The 21,414-nt window shown below is 43.1% G+C and carries 16 protein-coding genes; 11 read left to right on the top strand and 5 right to left on the bottom strand.

From position 1 onward, the window contains the following. Positions 1 to 43 precede the first annotated feature (43 nt). From ES754_RS08370 to ES754_RS08410, 9 genes are all read left to right on the top strand, one after another. Positions 44 to 4,489 (top strand): pilus assembly protein, encoded by a 4,446-nt coding sequence (locus tag ES754_RS08370; protein ID WP_147223719.1) that lies wholly within the window; start codon positions 44 to 46, stop codon positions 4,487 to 4,489. Then, a complete protein-coding gene (locus ES754_RS08375; protein ID WP_147223720.1) occupies positions 4,489 to 5,097 on the top strand; it encodes a type IV pilin protein in 609 nt (202 codons plus the stop codon). The genes ES754_RS08370 and ES754_RS08375 overlap by 1 nt, the downstream gene beginning before the upstream one ends. Then, complete coding sequence (locus tag ES754_RS08380) at positions 5,097 to 5,642, top strand: type IV pilin protein (protein WP_147223721.1); 546 nt, start codon at positions 5,097 to 5,099, stop codon at positions 5,640 to 5,642. Before ES754_RS08375 ends, ES754_RS08380 begins: the two co-directional genes overlap by 1 nt. Positions 5,643 to 6,101: 459 nt before the next feature. Then, positions 6,102 to 6,554, top strand: coding sequence for a pilin (locus tag ES754_RS08385; protein ID WP_147223722.1), 453 nt, complete (start codon positions 6,102 to 6,104; stop codon positions 6,552 to 6,554). A 66-nt stretch (positions 6,555 to 6,620) separates the two neighbouring features. Beyond that, positions 6,621 to 7,088 carry a pilin gene (locus ES754_RS08390; protein ID WP_147223723.1) on the top strand — a complete coding sequence of 156 codons (468 nt, stop codon included), beginning with the start codon at positions 6,621 to 6,623 and terminating at the stop codon, positions 7,086 to 7,088. A gap of 339 nt (positions 7,089 to 7,427) precedes the next feature. Further along, a complete protein-coding gene (locus ES754_RS08395; RefSeq protein WP_170231095.1) occupies positions 7,428 to 7,898 on the top strand; it encodes a pilin in 471 nt (156 codons plus the stop codon). A gap of 336 nt (positions 7,899 to 8,234) precedes the next feature. Further along, the gene (locus tag ES754_RS08400) at positions 8,235 to 8,681 is read left to right on the top strand and encodes a pilin (RefSeq protein ID WP_147223725.1); all 447 of its coding nucleotides are present in this window, start codon (positions 8,235 to 8,237) and stop codon (positions 8,679 to 8,681) included. 279 nt (positions 8,682 to 8,960) lie between these two features. After that, positions 8,961 to 9,416, top strand: a complete 456-nt coding sequence (locus ES754_RS08405; protein WP_170231096.1) for a pilin — start codon at positions 8,961 to 8,963, stop codon at positions 9,414 to 9,416. Positions 9,417 to 9,540: 124 nt separating this feature from the next. Further along, positions 9,541 to 10,041 (top strand): pilin, encoded by a 501-nt coding sequence (locus ES754_RS08410; protein WP_170231097.1) that lies wholly within the window; start codon positions 9,541 to 9,543, stop codon positions 10,039 to 10,041. Positions 10,042 to 10,157: 116 nt separating this feature from the next. On the opposite strand, the gene fdxA is transcribed toward ES754_RS08410, so the two are convergent. Together fdxA and mutS are read right to left on the bottom strand one after the other, a co-directional pair. Next, positions 10,158 to 10,481 carry a ferredoxin FdxA gene (gene fdxA / locus ES754_RS08415; protein WP_147223727.1) on the bottom strand — a complete coding sequence of 108 codons (324 nt, stop codon included), beginning with the start codon at positions 10,479 to 10,481 and terminating at the stop codon, positions 10,158 to 10,160. Positions 10,482 to 10,626: 145 nt separating this feature from the next. Beyond that, complete coding sequence (mutS, locus tag ES754_RS08420; RefSeq protein WP_147223728.1) at positions 10,627 to 13,695, bottom strand: DNA mismatch repair protein MutS; 3,069 nt, start codon at positions 13,693 to 13,695, stop codon at positions 10,627 to 10,629. A 343-nt stretch (positions 13,696 to 14,038) separates the two neighbouring features. On the opposite strand from mutS, the gene secA reads away from it, so the two are divergent. Together secA and ES754_RS08430 are read left to right on the top strand one after the other, a co-directional pair. Then, a complete protein-coding gene (gene secA / locus ES754_RS08425) occupies positions 14,039 to 16,879 on the top strand; it encodes a preprotein translocase subunit SecA (protein WP_147223729.1) in 2,841 nt (946 codons plus the stop codon). Between the two features lie 237 nt (positions 16,880 to 17,116). Further along, a complete protein-coding gene (locus ES754_RS08430) occupies positions 17,117 to 17,635 on the top strand; it encodes a hypothetical protein (protein ID WP_147223730.1) in 519 nt (172 codons plus the stop codon). Between the two features lie 158 nt (positions 17,636 to 17,793). Here ES754_RS08430 and ES754_RS08435 read toward each other — a convergent pair whose 3' ends face one another. The 3 genes from ES754_RS08435 to ES754_RS08445 form a co-directional block, all read right to left on the bottom strand. Next, positions 17,794 to 18,483 (bottom strand): YsnF/AvaK domain-containing protein, encoded by a 690-nt coding sequence (locus ES754_RS08435; RefSeq protein WP_147223731.1) that lies wholly within the window; start codon positions 18,481 to 18,483, stop codon positions 17,794 to 17,796. A gap of 304 nt (positions 18,484 to 18,787) precedes the next feature. After that, positions 18,788 to 19,636 (bottom strand): DUF2382 domain-containing protein, encoded by an 849-nt coding sequence (locus tag ES754_RS08440; protein ID WP_147223732.1) that lies wholly within the window; start codon positions 19,634 to 19,636, stop codon positions 18,788 to 18,790. A gap of 495 nt (positions 19,637 to 20,131) precedes the next feature. After that, complete coding sequence (locus ES754_RS08445) at positions 20,132 to 21,313, bottom strand: thiolase family protein (protein WP_147223733.1); 1,182 nt, start codon at positions 21,311 to 21,313, stop codon at positions 20,132 to 20,134. Between the last annotated feature and the right edge of the window lie 101 nt (positions 21,314 to 21,414).

Consider the following 21,414-nt stretch of genomic DNA (forward strand, 5'->3'; position numbering starts at 1 on the left):
TATACCGTCGCGTCTATTGTAGCCGTGCTCAGGAGATAACATTATGAAACTCAAGAAGCTCAATCGTTATCATACGCCAATAGAGTCGGCTCGTGAGCACAGTGCAATGCAATCTACAAAAGCTCGCTTGTGCATGACAAGCTTGAGTGCTGCAGTTATGGCCACGATGTGTATAAGTACTGCACAGGCGGCAGTTGATGAGCAAGGGGTCATCAATAGACTGGGCGATTTAAGTATTTATCAGCCAGCTGTCCAAGCCCGCACTAATCTAATGATGATGATTGATACTTCAGGCTCAATGGGTATCAGCTCGCTGGTGCTACCAAAAAACAACCCATACGGCAGTCCAGGGGATGTGGACGTACCATTGTGTGATAAAAAAGATAACTCAGAGATTGGTGGTAACGGCTCTATACCAGAATTTGCCATTAAAGAATCATATTATGATGCACCTGCTGTAGAACAGACAGAGTATGTCAATGGTCAACCAGTGACATACTATATGCGTGGCTGCTATAACAGAAACTCTCAAAGACAATACATTAAAAAAATGAATAATGAACAAGGACAAATGGTAGATGTGGTTGTTAATAATAAAGTAGATGCCGATGTTATCTACGATCGGCTCTCGCGTCTTAAGCAAGCGATGATACCGCTAATTGCTGGAGGAAGTATCGATAATAAGGTAAATATGGGGCTAGGGCATTATTCTTCTGTTACTGGTTACAATGTAGGTGGGTCGCAAAATAAACTGGTCGATAGTCATTCAGGAACTATTTTGGTCGCAGCTGACCTATTAAGTCCAATACAAAGATATAAACTAGCCAAAAAATTATCAGAGTTTAAATCTGTCGATCCATTTACTAATGAAGATGGAAAACCTAGTCTTGTGCGTTATATCTCAAGCTGGAATCAGCCTAATGAATATAAGGCTTCAGGAGGTACGCCAACAGTGCAAGCTTATGCAGAAGCAGGTGCAGCAATGTTAGGTACCACCACTGGTAGTGTGTATGATTATTTACCAAGAGGAAGTAGTGCAGACTTAGTTTATGATGGCTATGCCATTATGAGAGATCCTACTGGTCGGCAGACTTACTGGGTGTGTAATACAAAGGGTACGGGAGTCAGTAGTGCACTTAATAGAACAAATAACGTTCAGTGGTGCGTCAATAATTGGCAAGGTGGCAAAGTAAACCAAAGTAATCAGCAGATTGTTGCCACAGGAGCAAATAATCTCACACAAATAAAGAGTGCTTTTAAAGTCACACTAAATCAGTACTGGGATTTTTTAGAGAGCTTGCCTGCAGGTGCCCAAATGGGTGGGTGGCAAAAGGTTGCAAACGAGCCCTTAGATATCGAGCCAGTTACAGGTAAGGTGTGGGGTCAACCGGATGGTCTTGATAGTAGTTTGCAACAAGGCGGTAGGGGGTTATTTGTTTATAGAACTAGCCCGTTTTCAATGAAAACTAATAATGATGACAACCTCAAAGGTGGCTTTGATTACTCTGTTGATACTAGCAAAGAGGGAAGGAATTATAAAAAACTAGCGACGATTGGTCAATGTGATGGTAATGGTATCTATTTCTTGACGGATGGCGCACCTAACTCTACTAAGCCTAAAATTGCTAGTACTATTATGAATCTTTCTCTTGGTTCCAAAGGTAACTTTACTGAGAATGTGCCAAATGGTGGAATGCCATCACCAACTCTGCAGTCCAAACTATTCCCTGGAGAGACCGGTGGTTGGGAGTATATAGGCGAGTATGCTAAGCGCTTGAATAATAAAGCTCAAAATCCAGCAGGTGCTGTTATCAAAACAGCCGTGGCAGGCTTTGGTTCATCTTTTGCTGGGATTCCTGAAAATAATGGTGTGTATAACTGCGATGCAGCAACCAATCAGGATGCTAAAAATGCATGTAAATGGGGAGGTAAGGATTACGGTAACGGCGGCTTTTTTTACGCGGAAACGTCGGCAGATATTGCTAATAGCGTGCAAAAATTCATCACTGACTTGAACCAAACGATTAACACGATTCCAGCCGGTACCATTAGTGTACCCGATGATCCCTATCAGACCAGCGCCACCTTACCGTATGCTTATCTGCCAATGCTTGAGCCAAAAGTCGGAGATAATTATAGAGTATGGCCTGGCAACCTCAAAAAATATGAGACCAAAAATGGCACCTTATATGGTAAAAATGGCGCTCGTCTTTACGATAATAATACAGGCGCATTAAAAGATGGCGCAGCCGACTTATGGCAACCTTCCCCTTATCTGAGTGCAGGTAACTCAGCGGTTAGTGCAGGCGGATTTTATGCTCAGCTTATCTCGCCAAATACGCAGTCTCCTACTAGTACGCGTAACGTGTTTGTGGAAAATTATGTAGGACTGAATAATACGACTATACCCGATGGTGTAGTTAAAATAGGCGTGGCTGCTAATGGAACGCCGACAGGCTTCCCAGCGGTCAATGATGCTGTATATAAAACAGCATATACAATGCTTCAATCTAAACGTTTAATGCTTGGCTTCCTAGGTTATAACATCAATTATTTAGCCAATGACGCTACCTATATAGACCAGCTAAATATGAAAAACTACCTGCCAGAGTCTCCTATTCGCCAAGTGGGCGGAGTAGTGCATTCAAAGCCTGCGCTTGTCTCCTACAGCGCTGAGGTTGACGCCGCAGGCAACGTCACCGCAGACAAACGCGATGATTATTTGCTATTTGGGACGATGGATGGGGCGCTACATATGGTCGATGCCAAAACAGGTCGTGAGCAGTGGGCGCTAGTATTGCAAGAAATGTTTCGCACCCAACCTGAGGCGCTGGTACAAGGTGCCATGGGTGAGCTGAGCTTTGGGGTCGATGCGCCGTGGTTGGTCAGTGCAAAATACCGCTATAGTGCCACTGAGACGGGCGGTAACAAAACCCGTAGTGTCTCTTTATACAAGCCGACCACTACTGACCAAGAAGATGCGACCAATACCAGTAATTTTTTACCACTTGCCGCGTATGGTGGCTTCCGTATGGGCGCTGATGGTCTTTATGCGTTAGACTTAGCCGATAAAAATACGCCTAAAATCCTGTTTAGCATCACTCCCGATGTTGCAAATGCCACACCAGTGCTGCATCAAAATATCAACGGTAAGCAGACAACGACTATGGACGCCGCTGGCAAGGCCACCAACGAATATAGTAATGTCGGTCAAATCTGGAATACGGTCACCACCGCCCGTCTGAATCATAAAGCCAATGACAGTAAGTATAAAGACGTTATTGTCTTCGGTGGTGGCTATGATATGAAGTATGAAGACCCTCAATTCGCTCCCACTATAGCAACCAAAGGCAGTACCATATATATCGCTGATGCCAAAACAGGACAAAAGCTGTGGTCGTGGGACAATACCCAAAATCATAGTATTGTCGCTGGAGTCACGGCCCTTGATCGTAATAATGACGGATTATTTGACCACTTATATTTTGCAGATATGGGTGGCAACGTTTTCCGCGCTGACTTCATTAATGAGAAAAAGAAAGACTTTGAGCAAGTGCGTGTCGTGCGCTTGCTTGACGGCTCAAAACGCGACAGCAGTGCGGGTGCGATTACCAATCCTATCGCCTATCGTTTTTATAACCGTCCGGTCGTCAGCTTTTATCAAGACAAAAGCAATAATATTTTTGCGCTCATTAATGTCGCATCAGGTGATCGTAGCTCGCCATTATCTAAGCACCGCGCGGACATTAAACAGGCCAATCGACTCTATGGCATCATCGATACGGATGTGACCCGAGCTGATATTTTAGACAGTTCAGCGTCAAACAGCCTTAAAATCAATGAGCTTAATAGTACCAATCATATGGTTGAGCTTGGTGGTGAACAATTGGCTAAAATCAAAGGGGATAATCCTAAAACCACTATGATTAATGACTTAGTCAATCATCAAAAACATGGCTGGTACTACCCATTAACCCGCTTTGAAGGGTTCGAAAAAGTCCCACACCTTAAAGCGATGGGCGACTACCGTGTCATTAATAACTACCTATATCTATCCGTCTATGACCCTAATATGGCGTATGGCAAGAAAAACACCTGCGATGCCCAAACCCTAGGCGGCTCAGAGCACCAGCTGTATTGCTTACCATATGGCGTCTGTATGGATGACACCTCAAAGACGGGTACTGGCGGCTTTATCTCAGCAGGTGAGGGTATCCAAGAGCTGAGCCTAGGGGCGGTAAACGCAAAAAATCTAAACTCTACAGTATTGCTAGGCAGACGCTCGCTGACTGATCGTACCAGTGATCGTTTAGAGTTTGGTGGCGCTGAAGGGACAGCACCGAATAAGTACTTGACTGATAGTAATATAAAAGATCCCAAAAACTACGGTGCAGGTGTCACAAAAGTCTCGGGTGACGGCTCAATGGCAGACTTGCTGTTCCGCGATCGCTTCGTGCTCAAGCCCACCCAATGGTACGAGGGTAACTAATGCACAAGGTGGATGGCGATAATATAAGTAGCGCTAAGTTAAATTGCATTGTTAACTGTCGTAAAGCCAATAGCCACGGCTTTACTCTAATAGAGATGATGATTATCGTCTCTATTATTGGCATACTGGCGGCGATCGCCCTTCCCAGCTATCGCCGCTATGTGGTGATGAACGCTGAGCGCGAAACCCAAGCCAAAATGATGCAACTCAATATACAGCTAGAGAGTTGGCGCGCCTCAGCACTGAGCTATAAAGGCTTTGTACCGCAAAAGATGAGTGTCGTTAATGGCGTCAATACGACAACCTACGCTTATGATGCCGCAGACAATAAGGCTATCTATGTCCCCAGTAACAGCACTGCTAGCAACTATCGCTATAAAATTAGTCTTGTCGATGGCACGACTCCTGCCAACTCTCTAGCACCAGCCGCATCGGACAAGGTAGAGACCAGCATCGGTCGGTCGTGGAAAATGCTGGCTGAACCCAATACCACGGGCGTGACCAAAGGCGCACATAAAATTATGATGACCAGTACCGGCACACGCTGTAAAAGCAGCACCGTCACTATTACTGACACCGACTGCGGTGTTGGACAGGAGAACTGGTAATGACCGCTTTAACTAATATTAATTTAACTAATATTAATTTAACTAAAATCAATATAAGTAATATAAAAAACACTGGCATTCAGCGCGGTAACAATAATAATGAGTGCAACATAAAGCACATTAAAGGGGCTTGTATCTCACACGCTTCACGCGGCTTTACCCTGATTGAGCTGATGATAGTAGTCGCCGTCATCGGCATTCTTGCTACTGTTGCCTATCCCAATTACCAGCGTTATATTGTCAAGTCCAAGCGCACTGACATGATGAGTGAGATGCACAATATCGCCTCCGAGATTCAAAGTCGCAAACTGGCACAAGGTAAATATAGCAATGAGCTAGCCACAGGGCTGGCGGGTGACTATCCAAGACAAGGCAGCCTGTATACCGTCACAATTACCCCAGCGCCACTGACGGCTAAATGGAAAATCACTGCCACGCCCAAAGCAGGCTTACAAATGGTGGCTGATGGTGCGCTCAGTTTAGACTATCAAGGCATTAAATGCCGCGCTACCTTATGTGGCTCAAGTAATGAGTGGAATCAATAATAAATTGCCAAATTTTGTCTGCTTTTAAACTGGTTTGACAAAAATTGTCAGGTAAAGTTACGTTGTAAGTATAAAATTTATCTAAAGTGACCATTTTTAGTAAGATAGTAGTAACAATTGTAAATTGACAATAGTTGTCGTGTGTCTTAAAAGTCATTTTATTAACTTTCTCAGCCGTGTAATCAGGCTTGTCTGCCATAATTACCTGTATTTGGGCTCATCCTTTTTTTGTTTATTAATCCTTACTATGATAAGGGTTACTATATAAAATACATCAATAAAAAAATGAAAACTCACATTAAGATAAAAAGTTGGCACATAACCTGCAACAATAATAACAAGACAGTCAGTAATTTAAAATTAGCGTTACTGACACCAATCATATTAATAATTGAAAAACAGTTGCAGATGCCCACAGGCAACACAATCTGTTCTCACACTATCCTAAAGGGAATGCTTATGAACGCTCAAAAAGGTTTTACCTTAATCGAACTCATGATTGTGGTTGCTATCATCGGTATCCTAGCGGCGATTGCTATTCCTCAGTATCAGAACTATATCGCAAAATCTCAAGTAAGCCGTGCGATGGGCGAGACCTCTTCTGTTAAGACTTCCGTTGAAACTTGTTTAAACGAAGGTAAAACAGAAATTGCCGCTTGTGCTCTTGGAATCACTGACTCTAATATTCAAACTACTAAGGTGAACGCAGTAGTACAAGATGCCAAAGGCTTAAACGGAGCTGTCTTAACTGAAGGTACTACAATCATAGCAACGTTTGATAAAAGTGCTGCTAAAACTTTGCAAGAAGCTTCGAAAAACTCTATAACGTGGACCCGTGATGCAACTGGCACATGGAAATGTACCTCTACCGTACAATCTAAATATGCGCCATCAGCTTGTCCGGCAGCTTAATTAAGAGCGAACTTATTCAAAATATTATTAACTAAATTACTGCCTATCTATTTTTCAGGAAAGTTTATGAACGCTCAAAAAGGCTTTACCTTAATCGAACTCATGATTGTGGTTGCTATTATCGGTATCCTAGCAGCGATTGCGATTCCTCAGTATCAGAACTATATCGCAAAATCTCAAGTAAGCCGTGCGATGGGCGAGACCTCTTCTGTTAAGACTTCCGTTGAAACTTGTTTAAACGAAGGTAAAACAGCAACTGGTGCTTGTGCCCTTGGTATTACTGCTTCTAATATTCAAACAACTAAAGTTAATGATGCAATACAAGTTGCAGCTACGGGCCTCAACGGAGCTGACTTGACTGAAACAACTAAAATCGTAGCGTCGTTTGACAATAGTGCAGCCGCAACTTTGAAAAAGACCCCAAGTCTTGTAACTTGGACACGTGTAGCTGACGGTTCATGGGGTTGTGTTTTTAAGGGTGAGGCAAAATACGCGCCAGCTGGCTGCCCTGTTACTGCTCCTACAGTGCCATAAGTTTAACGATAATTTTTAAAGTAAAAGTTATAACATATAGAAAAGCCAAACATCATGTTTGGCTTTTCTATATGTCAATAAAATAGTATGGCATGATATTTATTGTCTCTATTTTCTAACGATACAAGTATAAATAATAATCGCTTTGATAACTGTCTATTAATCTGGATAACTGCACAACAGCGGCAAATTTGGCACATAACCTGCAACAATAATAACAAGGCAGTCAGCACGTCAATAATTGGCTTCACTGATACTCATACTATTTTTAATGAATAAACAGTTGCTAACGCTATACGGTACGGCAAATTATTTTAATATTTCCTCAAAGGAATAATTATGAACACTCAAAAAGGTTTTACTTTAATCGAACTCATGATCGTTGTTGCCATTATTGGTATTCTGGCTGCGATTGCTATTCCTCAGTATCAGAACTATATTGCTAAGTCACAAGTGAGCCGTGCAGTAGGCGAGACCTCTTCTGTTAAGACTGCAGTTGAAACTTGTATTAACGAAGGTAAAACCGCTGCTACTCAATGCCAACTGGGTATCACTGCTTCTAATATTCAGGCAACTACAGTAGGTGGTACTCCAACTGCTCCAACTGCTCTTACTGGTACTAATGCCGCTGAGCTTACTGAGATTACTCAAATTATAGGAACATTTAATGGTAGCGCTGCTGCCACTTTGAAAAAGGGTCCAAGTACTGTAACTTGGTTACGTGATGTTAACGGTGCATGGACATGTACGACTACAGCAGATGCTAAATATGCATCAGCGGGTTGCCCTTTTAAAGCTAAAGCGGGATAAGTCTAAATAGAAGTTTTTAAAGTAAAAGTATAAGATATAGAAAAGCCAAACATCATGTTTGGCTTTTTTATGTCTATAAAACAGTATGGCATAATATTTATTGTCTCTATTTTTTAATCAGACAAATATAAATAATCGCAGTAATAACTACCTACTAATCAGGATTACTGCATAATAACGGGAAAAAGTTGGCACGTAACCTGCAACGATAATAACAATACAGTCAGCACGTCAATAATTGGCTTCACTGATACTCATACTATTTATAACGAATAAACAGTTGCTGATGCTGTATGGCACAGCAAATTATTTTAATAATATTTTAAAGGAATAATTATGAACGCACAAAAAGGTTTTACTTTAATCGAACTCATGATCGTTGTTGCTATTATCGGTATCTTGGCCGCTATTGCGATACCTCAGTATCAGAACTACATTGCTAAGTCACAAGTGAGCCGTGCGGTAGGCGAGACCTCTTCTGTTAAGACTTCCGTTGAAACTTGTTTAAACGAAGGCAAAACAGCTGAAAAAGCATGTGCTCTTGGTATTACGGACTCTAATATTCAAGCTACTACTGTTAACGCAGGTGCACAAGTAGATGGTACAAACTCTAAAGCGTTAACTGAAACAACAGCAATCGTAGCGACATTTAATGGTAGCGCTGCTGCCACTTTGAAAAAGGGCAGTACTGTAACTTGGATACGTGATGCTAATGGCGCGTGGACTTGTACCACTACAGCAGACGCTAAATATGCATCAGCGGGTTGCCCTTTTAAAGCTTAAAGCGCATAACTTTAACTAGAAGTTTTTAAAGTAAAAGTTATAGTCACTAGAAAAGTCAAACATCATGTTTGGCTTTTTTATGCCTGTAAGAACAGTATGGCATGAGGTCTGTTACCTCATAGCGGCAAGAGTTGGCACGTAACCTGCAACGATAATAACAATACAGTCAGCAAGTTAATAATTGGCTTCACTGATACTCACACTATTTATAACGAATAAACAGTTGCTAACGCTGTACGGCACAGCAAATTATTTTAACATTTTCTTAAAGGAATAATTATGAACACTCAAAAAGGTTTTACTTTAATCGAACTCATGATCGTTGTTGCCATTATTGGTATTCTGGCTGCGATTGCTATTCCTCAGTATCAGAACTATATTGCTAAGTCGCAAGTAAGCCGTGCTATGGGTGAGACCTCTTCTGTTAAGACTTCGGTTGAAACTTGTTTAAACGAAGGCAAAACAGCTGTAGGCACTTGTGCTCTTGGTATTACTAAATCTAATATTCAAGCCACCACAGTTGCTGGTAAAGCTCCAAAAGCAGCAGATGGTACGAATGACGAAGTGCTTAGTGAAACTACAGCAATTGTAGCGACATTTGCTGATAGCGCAGCAGCAACTCTGAAAACGTCACCGAAAAACACGATAACTTGGACACGTGATGCTAATGGCGCGTGGACCTGTACTACAAAAGTAGACGCTAAATATGCACCAGCAGGTTGCACAGCATCTTAATCAATAAAACGAAGTAATGAATAGAAAAGCCAAACGTTATGTTTGGCTTTTTTACTCTATCTAAACCAGGATTGGTATAGCGTGTGCACCGTCAGATTAACCTTGATAACTTGATATAATGATTATGAATACAATCCAAAAGCGTCACCTATCGATCCAATCAGGCTTTACTCTCATTGAGCTAATGATAGGTGTTGCTATTATTGGTATTCTAGCGGCGATTGCGATTCCTCTATATCAAAGCTATGTTAGTAAAACTCAGACCACAAGGGTAATCAGCGAATTGGCTCAGTTGAGGTTGTCGGTAGAGGAGTGCTTGCAGACAGGTCGCACTAAGATTGGACTTGATAGTCATGAGTGCGACCCACGTGCGACAGAATCTAACCTGATAGTTGGTGGCTCGCAGGTGGGTGTGGTGTTGCCCAATAATATGGGTGTGGCACAGATGAGCAATCCGCTGACCTTGACGACCAGTATCACTGCCGTCGTGTCCACGCAAGTCACCCCGACCTTAACCGGTAAAAAAGTAGAATGGCTACGCACTAATGAAGGGTCTTGGAGCTGTAGCAGTAATATTGAGCCTGCTTATTTGCCCAAGTCATGTTCTTATAACGCTAGCTTATAGTTTCATCACTTAGAATTATAAATCAGTTGTAGACCAGACAAATAAAAACCACCTAATAGCATAATGCTATTAGGTGGTTTTTATTTGTCTTAAGACGTTAAGCTGTTTTAAATCTACTACTTCTCAAGATACTGCAATTTATCCTCAACACCATCCCACTTTTCAGCGTCTGGCAGACTGTCTTTCATCTCAGTAATGTTTGGCCATTTTTGTGCCAACTCTTCATTAAGTCCGATATAGATTTCTTGCCCTTTCGGTACTTCGTCTTCTGAGAATATCGCATTGGCAGGGCATTCAGGCTCGCATAGCGCGCAGTCGATGCACTCATCAGGATCGATGACGAGGAAGTTAGGCCCTTCATAAAAGCAGTCCACAGGGCAGACTTCCACACAGTCGGTGTGCTTGCAAAGGATGCAGTTATCTGTAACGACAAAGGTCATGGCGGTGGCTACCTGTGGTTGATTCGGCGTATAAAAATAGCTGAAAATGGGTTTAAATAAACAAAAAAAACATTTAAATAAATAAAAGTATTTAATTAAAAATAAAGCGTATTTTAGCGCCTTTACGTCTATTTAACAAACCCCTTTAGCGATTAATGAGTTGTTTAAGCGTATAAAGCATATCTAAAGCTTGTTTGGGCGTTAAACTGTCAGGATCAACGTCATTAAGCTTATCATAAACGCTAAGCAATTGTTTTTGTTGCTGATTATAGTCTGAGCTATTACTTTGAACGCTGGCATGAGCCGTACTGCTAGTCATATTATCGTCCATTATAGACTGACGTTTATCCTTTCTTGACTTAGCTAAGTCAGTTTTGTCATCAGCAGCGGGTATGTTATCGGTGTTTAAGGTCTCGTGCAAATAGCGTTTGGCATCATTCAGCACTTGAGCGGGTATGCCTGCCATCTTCGCCACATGCAGGCCAAAACTAGAGCTTGCTGCACCGTCCCTGATTTGATGCAACAGCAATAATTGCCCGTCGATATCGCTTGCGGCGACGTGAACATTACGAATGCCGCTAGTGTTATTCTTATTATGAAGGTTGCTATTAGGGGTCTGTGCCAATTGGGTCAGCTCAAAATAATGGGTGGCAAATAAGGTCAGGCAGCCAATCTCTAACAGCCGATTAACACAGGCATGAGCAATTGCTAAGCCGTCCGTGGTTGCCGTACCACGTCCAACTTCGTCCATCAGCACTAAGGATTTATCGGTCGCAAGGTTAAGAATATTGGCGGTCTCAATCATCTCGACCATAAAGGTCGACTTACCACCGGCAAGGTCATCCGCTGAACCAATGCGGGTAAAGATACGATCGATATCACCAATACGCGCCTGCGCTGCTGGGACAAAGCTACCACAATGCGCAAGCAGAACTATCAGCGCAGTTTGGCGCATATAGGTGGACTTACCGCCCATATTAGGGCCAGTAATAATCATTAGGCGTTCAGGGTGTGCCAAGCTACCAAGCTGACAGTCGTTGGCAACGAACGTGCTTTTATGGCTAGCATTGCTACTGTTGGTTGCGTTGAGCGCTGCTTCTACCACCACATGGCGACCGGCGCTAATATCTATGTTGGCTAAACTACCGTCATCTGCACCATTAGTCATGACCGGACGTTGCCAGTTATAGACACATGCCAGTTGCGCCCAATTGCTCAAGACGTCTATCTGGGCGATAGTGGCGCTCAACTGTTGCAGTTCTGACAAGTGGCTACTTAAAGTAGTGAGGATTTGTTGATAAAGCTGCTTTTCACGTGCGAGTGCTAAGGTCTGCGCGCTTAAATATTCGGTTTCAACTTCTTTTAGCTCGTCCGTGATAAAGCGTTCGCTGTTTTTAAGGGTTTGCCGACGGATGAAGTGGCTGGGCGCATTCTTAGCCTGCGTTTTTGGTAGCTCAAAATAAAAGCCACTGACTTTATTAAAGCCTACTTTTAGGCTGGGAAGTTGGTGCGCTTGGCGGGTGCGCTCTGCCATGTCATCAAGCGTGGCTTGGATATTATCATGGAGGTGGGTTAGGCGATCAAACTCGCTATCAAATCCTGCTGCGAGCATACCACCATCGCGGATATGCGCGGGCGGTTCTAAAATAATCGCACACTCAATCAAGTCAGCGACCGCTTGGACGGCAGGCAGCTGCGCGGGTAACTGCTGCATAAGCATTGGTAATAATCCTGCGTGTTCAGCGACAATCCCTGCTTGCGTGAGTAGGGCAGTCAACTGATTACTACTAATAATTCCATCAGCCAGTTTGCGTAAGTCACGCGGCTTGGCGCTCATCAGCCCAATACGACTACTAATACGCTCAATATCGCCGATAGTGTTTAGGGTCTCGCGTAGGCGTGTGACTACCGTATTATTTAAATTGTTGTCTACATTATTATCAGGATTATTTAGGGTATTAGCATTTTGCAAAAGGCTGGCAATCGCATCTAAGCGCTGATTGATACGTGCAGGTTGACGTAATGGACGCTTCATTTGCTGCATTAATAGACGCTTGCCCATTGGCGTTTTGCAATGGTTCAGTACCGATATTAATGAGGTGCCATTGGCGCTGACTGGCGTAAACAGCTCAAGGTTTTGCTGGCTATTGGCATCAATAATAAGGTAGTCGTCATTATGCTCAACGATGAGTTGATTCACTTGTGGCACATGACGCTGCTGGGTTTGCTGAGCGTAGTGAATCAGGGCGGCGCAGCTGGTCTGGCTCAGCGTGGTATCGGCAATCCCTAACCCGTCTAAACGCTGTACTTCGAACTGTTGGCATAAAGTTGCGCTGGCATGATCGGGGTGGAAGTCATTGGCTGCCACTTCGATAATAGGGCAATCGAGCTGCGTCCTTAGCCATAACAGCCATTCCTCAGTTATGGCTTCGCTGACGATACATTCACTGGGTGCAAAGCGTGCCAAGACGGTGAGCATTTGCGCTTGTAGGTTTTCGATAGGGCTATTAGTACCGTCAGCATTGGTTTTATTATCCGCACGTAGCGTTTGCGTGGTTAATGTTCCTACTGCCAAGTTCATTTGACTGACTGCGGCTTGGAGAGGCTGATTACTGTTACCTTTGGGCATCGCAATATCAATGGCGACCACCGTAGGCGTATGGTTGGGCGCAATCAGCGCATCATCGGTGATCGTCCCTGCAGTGAGGGTTTTGACCACTTCACGACGCATAATGGTGGGCGGTTTGGCTTTGCTGTTTTTAGATTGAGTGTTGTTTTTAAAACTGTTGTCTTTTTTACTTTTCTCGCCCATGACTGGCATGGTGGCAGAGGTTTCGTCGATTTGCTCACACACGACGACTGTTTGACCAGCGGCAATCAGCCGTGCCATATAGCTGTCCGCAGCATGAAACGGTACGCCTGCCATCGCAATCGTATTACCCGCTTTATCCGTCCCACGGCGCGTTAGAGTAATATCTAACAGTTGCGCGGCACGCTTAGCGTCATCAAAAAATAGCTCATAAAAGTCGCCCATCCGATACAATAAAAGCGCATTAGGATAGTTAACTTTCATGGTCAAATATTGCACCATCATAGGGGTATGATCGGCTAAATCATAAACAGCATCGCCTATTATCAATGTCTCACTTAAGTTTTGTTTTGATGAATTAGGGTTTAAGAAAAGATTGTTTTGAATAGCAGGCTGAACAGTCATGCAGGTCTCTTATCGTTTTTAAAGGGGCAATACCTTAAAGAAAATTATGGATATAAAATAATACTGGGTCATCAAGGCGTAAAAACAGCCAAATAATAATAAAAAATAGAGGCAGAATTGCTGCTATTTTAACATGACTGTTACCCTTTTAACGCAGGCAAATAACTGCTGATTGCCCTTGTATCCATCCGCCGCATAACCATATATAATATCGACACACTTAATTGGGCGATACTTGATTAGGTAGTACTTAGTCGGGTGATGAAGTCGGGTAATGAAAGGACGGCAGGCTCGCCTATATTGACTTTGCTGATTATCGAATATTTCCATAGGTTAAAAAATTATGTTATCAAAGATTGTAGGTAGTGTGGTTGGCACCAAAAATGACCGCGAACTGAAGCGCATGCGTAAGGTGGTCAGCAAAATTAACGCGCAAGAGGCGGTGGTACAAGCCTTATCTGATGAGCAACTGCAACAAAAGACGCAAGCCTTTAAAGACCGTTTTCAAAACGGCGAGAGCTTAGACGCGTTATTACCAGAAGCGTTTGCCGTCTGCCGTGAGGCGTCTTTGCGCGTCAACGGCATGCGTCACTATGACGTGCAGCTTATCGGTGGTATCACCCTGCATGAAGGAAAAATTGCCGAGATGAAGACCGGTGAGGGTAAAACCTTGATGGCGACATTGGCAATGTATCTGAATGCCATTAGTGGTAAAGGCGTGCATCTGGTGACGGTCAATGACTATTTGGCGGCGCGTGATGCGGAACTAAACCGTCCCTTATTTGCCTTTTTAGGATTGACCGTTGGGGTGATTTATTCGCAGCAGCCGGGACAAGAAAAAGTCGATGCCTATCAAGCGGACATCACTTACGGTACCAACAACGAATACGGCTTTGATTATCTGCGCGATAATATGGTCTTTAGCTTAGGCGAGAAAAAGCAGCGCCCGCTGAATTTTTGTATTATTGATGAGATTGACTCTATCCTTATTGATGAAGCACGCACGCCACTGATTATCTCAGGGCAAGCGGAAGACTCATCGCGGATGTACGCGTTAATTAATACCATTATTCCGGTACTGATTCGCTCAAAAGATGAAGAAGCCAATAAGAATAATGAAGAAGAAGATTTTTGGATTGACGAAAAGAACCGCCAGATTGAGATTAGTGAAAAAGGCTACGAGAAAATCGAGCGTTTCTTAATAGAAGTCGGCGAACTTGGCGAACAAGAAAGTCTCTATAGCCCAAGCCGTCTGCCACTATTGGCACACGTGCAAGCCGCTATTCGTGCCCATCACGTGTTTGTCAAAAACGTCCATTATATCGTTGATGATGGCGAAGTGGTCATCGTGGATGAAAATACGGGTCGTACTATGCCCGGTCGCCGCTGGTCAGAAGGCTTACACCAAGCGGTAGAGGCCAAAGAAGGTGTTGAGATTCAAGCGGAAAACCAAACCCTTGCGACCACCACTTTTCAGAACTTTTTCCGTCTGTATGATAAGTTATCCGGCATGACGGGTACGGCAGATACTGAAGCCGCAGAATTTAAATCAACGTATGATTTGGACGTGATTGTTATTCCAACCCATGAGCCGATTGCGCGGGTGGATTTGGAAGACCAGATTTTCTTAACCAAATTGGGTAAATATCAAGGTATCATCCGCGAGATTAAAGAGATTCAGGCAAAAGGCGCACCAGTACTTGTTGGTACAGCGACGATCGAAGCCAGTGAAGAACTGTCCTATTTGCTCGACCAAGAAGGCGTCAAACACAACGTCTTGAACGCCAAGCAGCATGAGCGCGAAGCCGAAATTATTGCCCAAGCAGGCAGTCCAAAAGCGGTGACTATTGCCACCAATATGGCAGGTCGTGGGACGGATATTATCTTGGGTGGTAACTGGCAGTCGTTTATTGAAGACATCGAATCTGTCAGCCCTGATGAGATGGCACGCCTGAGAGCCGAATGGCAAGTCAAGCATGATGAAGTGGTCGCGGCAGGTGGCTTGCATATCGTTGGCTCTGAGCGCCATGAATCTCGCCGTATTGATAATCAGCTGCGTGGTCGTGCCGGTCGTCAAGGTGACCCCGGTATGTCGCGCTTCTTTTTATCGCTCGAAGATGACCTAATGCGTATCTTTGCCGGTGACCGCGTGGTCAATATGATGCGCGCGATGGGTCTCAAAGAAGATGAAGCCATTGAGCATAAAATGGTCTCAAGATCGATTGAGAATGCGCAAGGTAAGGTTGAAAGCCGTGACTTTGATGCTCGTAAGAACTTGCTAAAATATGATGATGTGGCAAACGACCAGCGTAAAGTTATCTATGGTCAGCGCGATGACTTACTGGCGGATATGGATTTGCTAGAAGCCATTAGAGTGATGCATAATGACGTTTATAACGCCATGATTAACCAGTTTATTCCGCCAGGCTCTGTTGATGATCAATGGAATATTGATGCGTTAGAGGATGAGCTGGAAAACGAATTTAAGTTATATATGCCGATCAATGATTGGCTGGATGAAGACCGTCGTCTGGACGAAGAAGGATTGCGCACTAAGATAATTAACACCGCGCTTGAGCATTATCATGGTCGCCGTGAACAAATGGGCGAGCAAAGTGCTGCCCAACTTGAGCGTCATTTTATGCTGCAAAGTCTTGATAAGCACTGGAAAGATCATTTAACGCAAATGGATCAGCTGCGTAAAGGTATTCACCTGCGAGGTTATGCACAAAAGAACCCAGAGCAAGAATATAAACGCGAGTCATTTGAGCTGTTCCAAATGATGCTCGGCGCCATTAAATCCGAGACGGTACAAGATTTATCGCGCGTACATATCCCAACCAAAGAAGAGTTAGAGGCGTTAGAGGCGCAGCAACGCGAGGATGCAGCGCAGATGCAAATGCAATTTGAGCACAGTGATGTGGCAAACTTAGCTGGCGAATCGCAGCCAGAACCGCGCCATCCAAACTTACAAGCGCAAAGCCCACATGCTCAAAACCAAGACGCCCGTGCCAACGGTCAGATGCGAGTTAACCTTAGTAGTGAGACTGCTTTAAATACGAATGTTACCGCTGAGGGTGATAATGCTGAACCCAATCCTTACGCGGGTATGAATATCAGCCGCAATGCGCCCTGTCCGTGCGGCTCTGCGCTCAAATATAAGCAATGCCACGGCAAAATATAGTCGTTAGTTCGTTTTTTGGTATGTTTAAATTATCCTAACAATGAAAGAGGTCCATCGCTGCTTAACGCTGTGGGCTTTTTTTATGGACAAGAGTCAGTCTGTTTTGTACTATTTATAAGCTGACATCATGCATTATTATCGTTAAAATATCTTCTGTGGTCATTGCTTACAAATTCAGCATAGGCGTGAATCGGTGGACAGGCTATAGTATTTACCATATTAAATTAGGAGAGTGTTATGAGTTTAGGGCATTTACGACCTTCCATTTTCATTACTGGTTTGCTGGTTAGTGCAATCAGTCTTAGTGCATGTCAAAAACAACAAGAGCCGGAACCAAGTTTAGAAGACAATATCAATGCTGAAGAATCAGTTCCTATGTCAGCTGAACCCGCTGATCCTAATGTTACGGCCTTAGCAAGCGAAGATCCTACATTGAATGAAGTAGAAGACGATACGATTGCAACGGTTAATACCGGTCTGACGCAAATGACTTATCTATGCTCGCCTACGCTAAAAGTAGAAGCTACCTATGAAGATAATCAAGTCGTGTTGGCAACTGATCAAGGTACCTTAACTTTGGCGAAGACTAACGAGGGTACTAACCCTGAAGTTTATGAAGGGAAAACAGCACTTGATGGTAGTGAAGGTGCGACCCAATGGCGTGTAGCCCATAAAGATCGTGAGACAGGTGTGATGCGTATGGCGGGTGCCGATGACAGCAGTATAAACACCTATGAATGTAAAAAAACAGACTAGCTAAAGCCGTTCTATTGCTAATACTAGTAGGTAGTCTAAAGACAGTTTTTCATAACTTAAATAAAAAAAAGCAACGTGAACGTTGCTTTTTTTATGGCAATAATTTAGGTTCTAATAAAAATGTTTTATTAAATGACTAGAGCAATTCTTTATTACCATTACTTTTTATTAGTACGGTTGCCCTCATGTTCTAAAAAACCTTCCTCTTTTACATCTAGCTCTTCATGTTTCAGCTCAACTTGAATATTATCCGTATGTATATGCGTGGTTTTGTTGATGTCAACTTCTTGAATAACATGAGTATCTTTCGTGATGGTTGCGACCTGTCGTGAGATCACAATCTCAATTGGTTCATCACCAATTTTAACCTGATTGCCATTAATAGTAACGACTGCATTGCTGTCTAACGAAGGTTCAACGTGACGCAGTATATCTTGATCTTCATAATTACCCGATAGTAAGTCTTGGCTTTGGGCATCATAGTACTCAGTACGAACGACAAGATATTCTTCGACCAACTCAATAGGCACTTCAATAGTTTTGGTACGGGCATGCTTAGTTACTGTTACTTTACCAACATCCAAGCGCTCCTTATTGATCACTGGGCGTTCTTCTAGTAACTCTAAGTGTCCGACATGACCTACTTTATTCACTGCATTAGGAGCGCTTATATTGTTTGCGATGTTGTCAGTATTTGATACATTATCATTATTTAAGACATTAGTAGGTGCTGGTAACTTATTTTCAGCAGAATGGTCAACAAGTCTAGCAGCTTTGTTATTAGCGATGTCAGTAGGAGATAAGGCAGGATTTGTGCCTTGTTCTGTATTCATATTGTCGTTATTCATGGTTTAAGTCCTTTTTAAAAGAGAAGTATTATTATAAAACCACTAGTATCAAATCATTATTATAGGAGTGTGTTTCTTAGTAGAAGCCTACTAATTAACAAAAGGTGTATATGTTAAAGGTATATATTCAACGATAGGATAATCAAGAAAATCTTAACATGTTGTATTGAAATAAAAAAAGACCAGAGACAGGCTCTGGCCTTGATTCACTGAGCCTATGTATCTAGCTCACTAGCTCACTAATTACCGTCTGTATATACCTTTAAATTAAAGGTTTGATACAAGACAGTAGTAGTTTGGCTTATTACATACCACGAGCGCGGCGTACATCTTCAGCAGTGATATTATCACGGTCTACGATATTGCCTTCACGGTCAACAACGTTGCCGTCACGATCGATATCAAGCTCTTCACGTTGAATAGTTTCAACGATAGTCTCAGTACGGCTTTGGGTAGTTTTGCCAACGTTTACTTCTTCTGCAACATAAGTTTCTTTACTAACGCGAGCACGTTCAGCTTCTAGCTCAACTTCGATAGTATCGCTGTTATCAGTATCACCGATGCGACGATCAGTTGGGCGGTCTACGTTGGTACGTTCGATATGTGCATGCTCTTCTTCAAGGTTGACTTCGACATTGCGTTCTTCAGTCACTACGTGTTTACCGACTTTTACTAAACCTGCAACGATACGGTCTTTATTAACCGTTAGACGCTCTTCTAATAGCTCAAGCGTGTTCGGTGCATCGTAAGCGGTATCTTGAATTTCCATGCGTTCTGCAACAGGGACAGTATCTGCAACAAATGCTTTACGGTCTTTTTCATGCTGTTCTTTATAGCTGTACTGATAGTCATGGTCATAAACTTCCATGGCATCAACTTGTGATTTAGTCAAACTATCAAAGAATACGTCATCACCAACGATACGGGCTAAACCTGCTGGTACTAGTACTTCTTTTGAGCTGAACCAACCACCTGCATCAACGATTAAATAGCGGATACGGCCAGTAGTATCTTCTACTAACGCGCCTTCAATTTTACCGATTTTATCTTCGTCGACACCATAAGCAGTTTTACCTGTTGGGTCATAATAGTCGTCACCAATAAGATCACGGTGAGTAGCTTGGATATCTTGTAAGCGGACTAGTTGGCTCATTGTTGTATTCCTTTTATATGAGTAAATGGTTATTTAATTAATAGTTAAAAGTAAAACTCAAAATAATAGCGTTAAACATTAACGCCGGTTATAAGTCTATCGTTGAATAAGAAATGGTAGGTTGGTTTTTCTAATTTCTTTTACTACCAAAAATGATTAAATACATTTCATAAAAACTGTAGTTAATCTCTGCTGCCTCAACTTGTAATTATCGTAACACTCGATTTTTGAATGAGATATATGAGCAAGGTAGCAAAGTGTGCATGTGACGTAATCTCGTGTAATGGGCTGTAAGTTGAATAACAACGCAAGCGTATAAGTTAACGCTTTTTTACAACAGTAAATATTATTTGCTGTTTTTGATAGGTTAAACACAAAAAAAACCGCACTGAGCGTTATCAGTGCGGTCGTTATTAATTCTAATAATAGGGAAGATTACGACTTCAATTAAGTAATTTTGTTTCGATAGGGCAGTATTACTAACGAGCTAACTCGTTAAGGCAGTTCAATAGCAATGGCTACGGCTTCACCGCCACCGATACATAAAGTCGCCACGCCTTTTTTACCGCCAGTACGCTGTAAAGAGTTAATCAAGGTAATGACGATACGTGCACCAGAGCAACCGATCGGATGACCAAGGGCACAAGCGCCGCCTTCGATATTAACTTTAGCATGATCGATATGAAGCTCATCCATCGCCGCCATCGTAACCATAGCAAAGGCTTCGTTAATCTCCCATAGATCGACATCAGCAATTGACCAGCTTGCATTCGTAAGTACTTTTTCAATCGCGCCAATTGGGGCAATGGTAAATTCACTTGGATGCCGTGAGTTTGAGGCAGTAGCGATAATGCGTGCTTGATAATTTAGACCTTCAGCTTTGGCTTGAGACTCTTTCATCAGCACCACTGCGGCTGCACCATCTGAGATTGAGCTGGCATTGGCTGCGGTAATCGTACCGTCTTTGGCAAAGGCAGGGCGTAAGGTTGGGATGCGCTCAGCATTGGCAAGTGCTGGTTCTTCATCCGTCTCGACGGTTTTTTCACTTTTACGAGTCGCAAAAGTTACTGGTGTGATTTCATTATCGAAATGACCGTCTTTAATAGCGGTTAGAGCACGGTTGAGTGACTCAATAGCAAACTCATCCATCTGTTCGCGGGTATAGCCTTTTTCATCGGCCATCTCTTGTGCAAACTGACCCATGAGCCTGCCAGTTTCGGCATCTTCTAGACCATCTAAAAACATGTGGTCTTTGACTTCTTTATTGCCCATACGGTAGCCACTACGTGCACCAGGCATAACATAGGGCGTATTGGTCATCGATTCCATACCACCTGCAACGGCAACGTTGAAGCTACCTGCCTTAATACCATCACAAGCCTGCATGATTGCTTTTAGACCAGAGCCGCATAGCTTATTAATAGTTACTGCGCCAGTAGCATCTGGCAGCCCCGCTGCGCGCATGGCTTGACGAGCAGGCCCCTGACCAAGTCCAGCCGTTAGGACACAGCCCATGATGACTTCATCAATGCTATCAGTACTAATACCAGCGCGGGCAACTGCCGCTTTGATGGCTGCAGCACCTAAATCAGTGGCGCTGATATCTTTTAATGCACCCTGAAAGCCACCCATTGGCGTACGCGCACTATTAACAATTACAATCGCATCATTTGACATGGTTATCCTTCCTTATCAGTAGGTTTTGATTAATACTTAGTATAATATCGGCTAAGCGCGCCCATACACTGAGTGCTTTACTTACTCATATACGCTACCAG

The sequence above is a fragment of the Psychrobacter frigidicola genome (assembly GCF_007997305.1).
GTDB lineage: Bacteria > Pseudomonadota > Gammaproteobacteria > Pseudomonadales > Moraxellaceae > Psychrobacter > Psychrobacter frigidicola.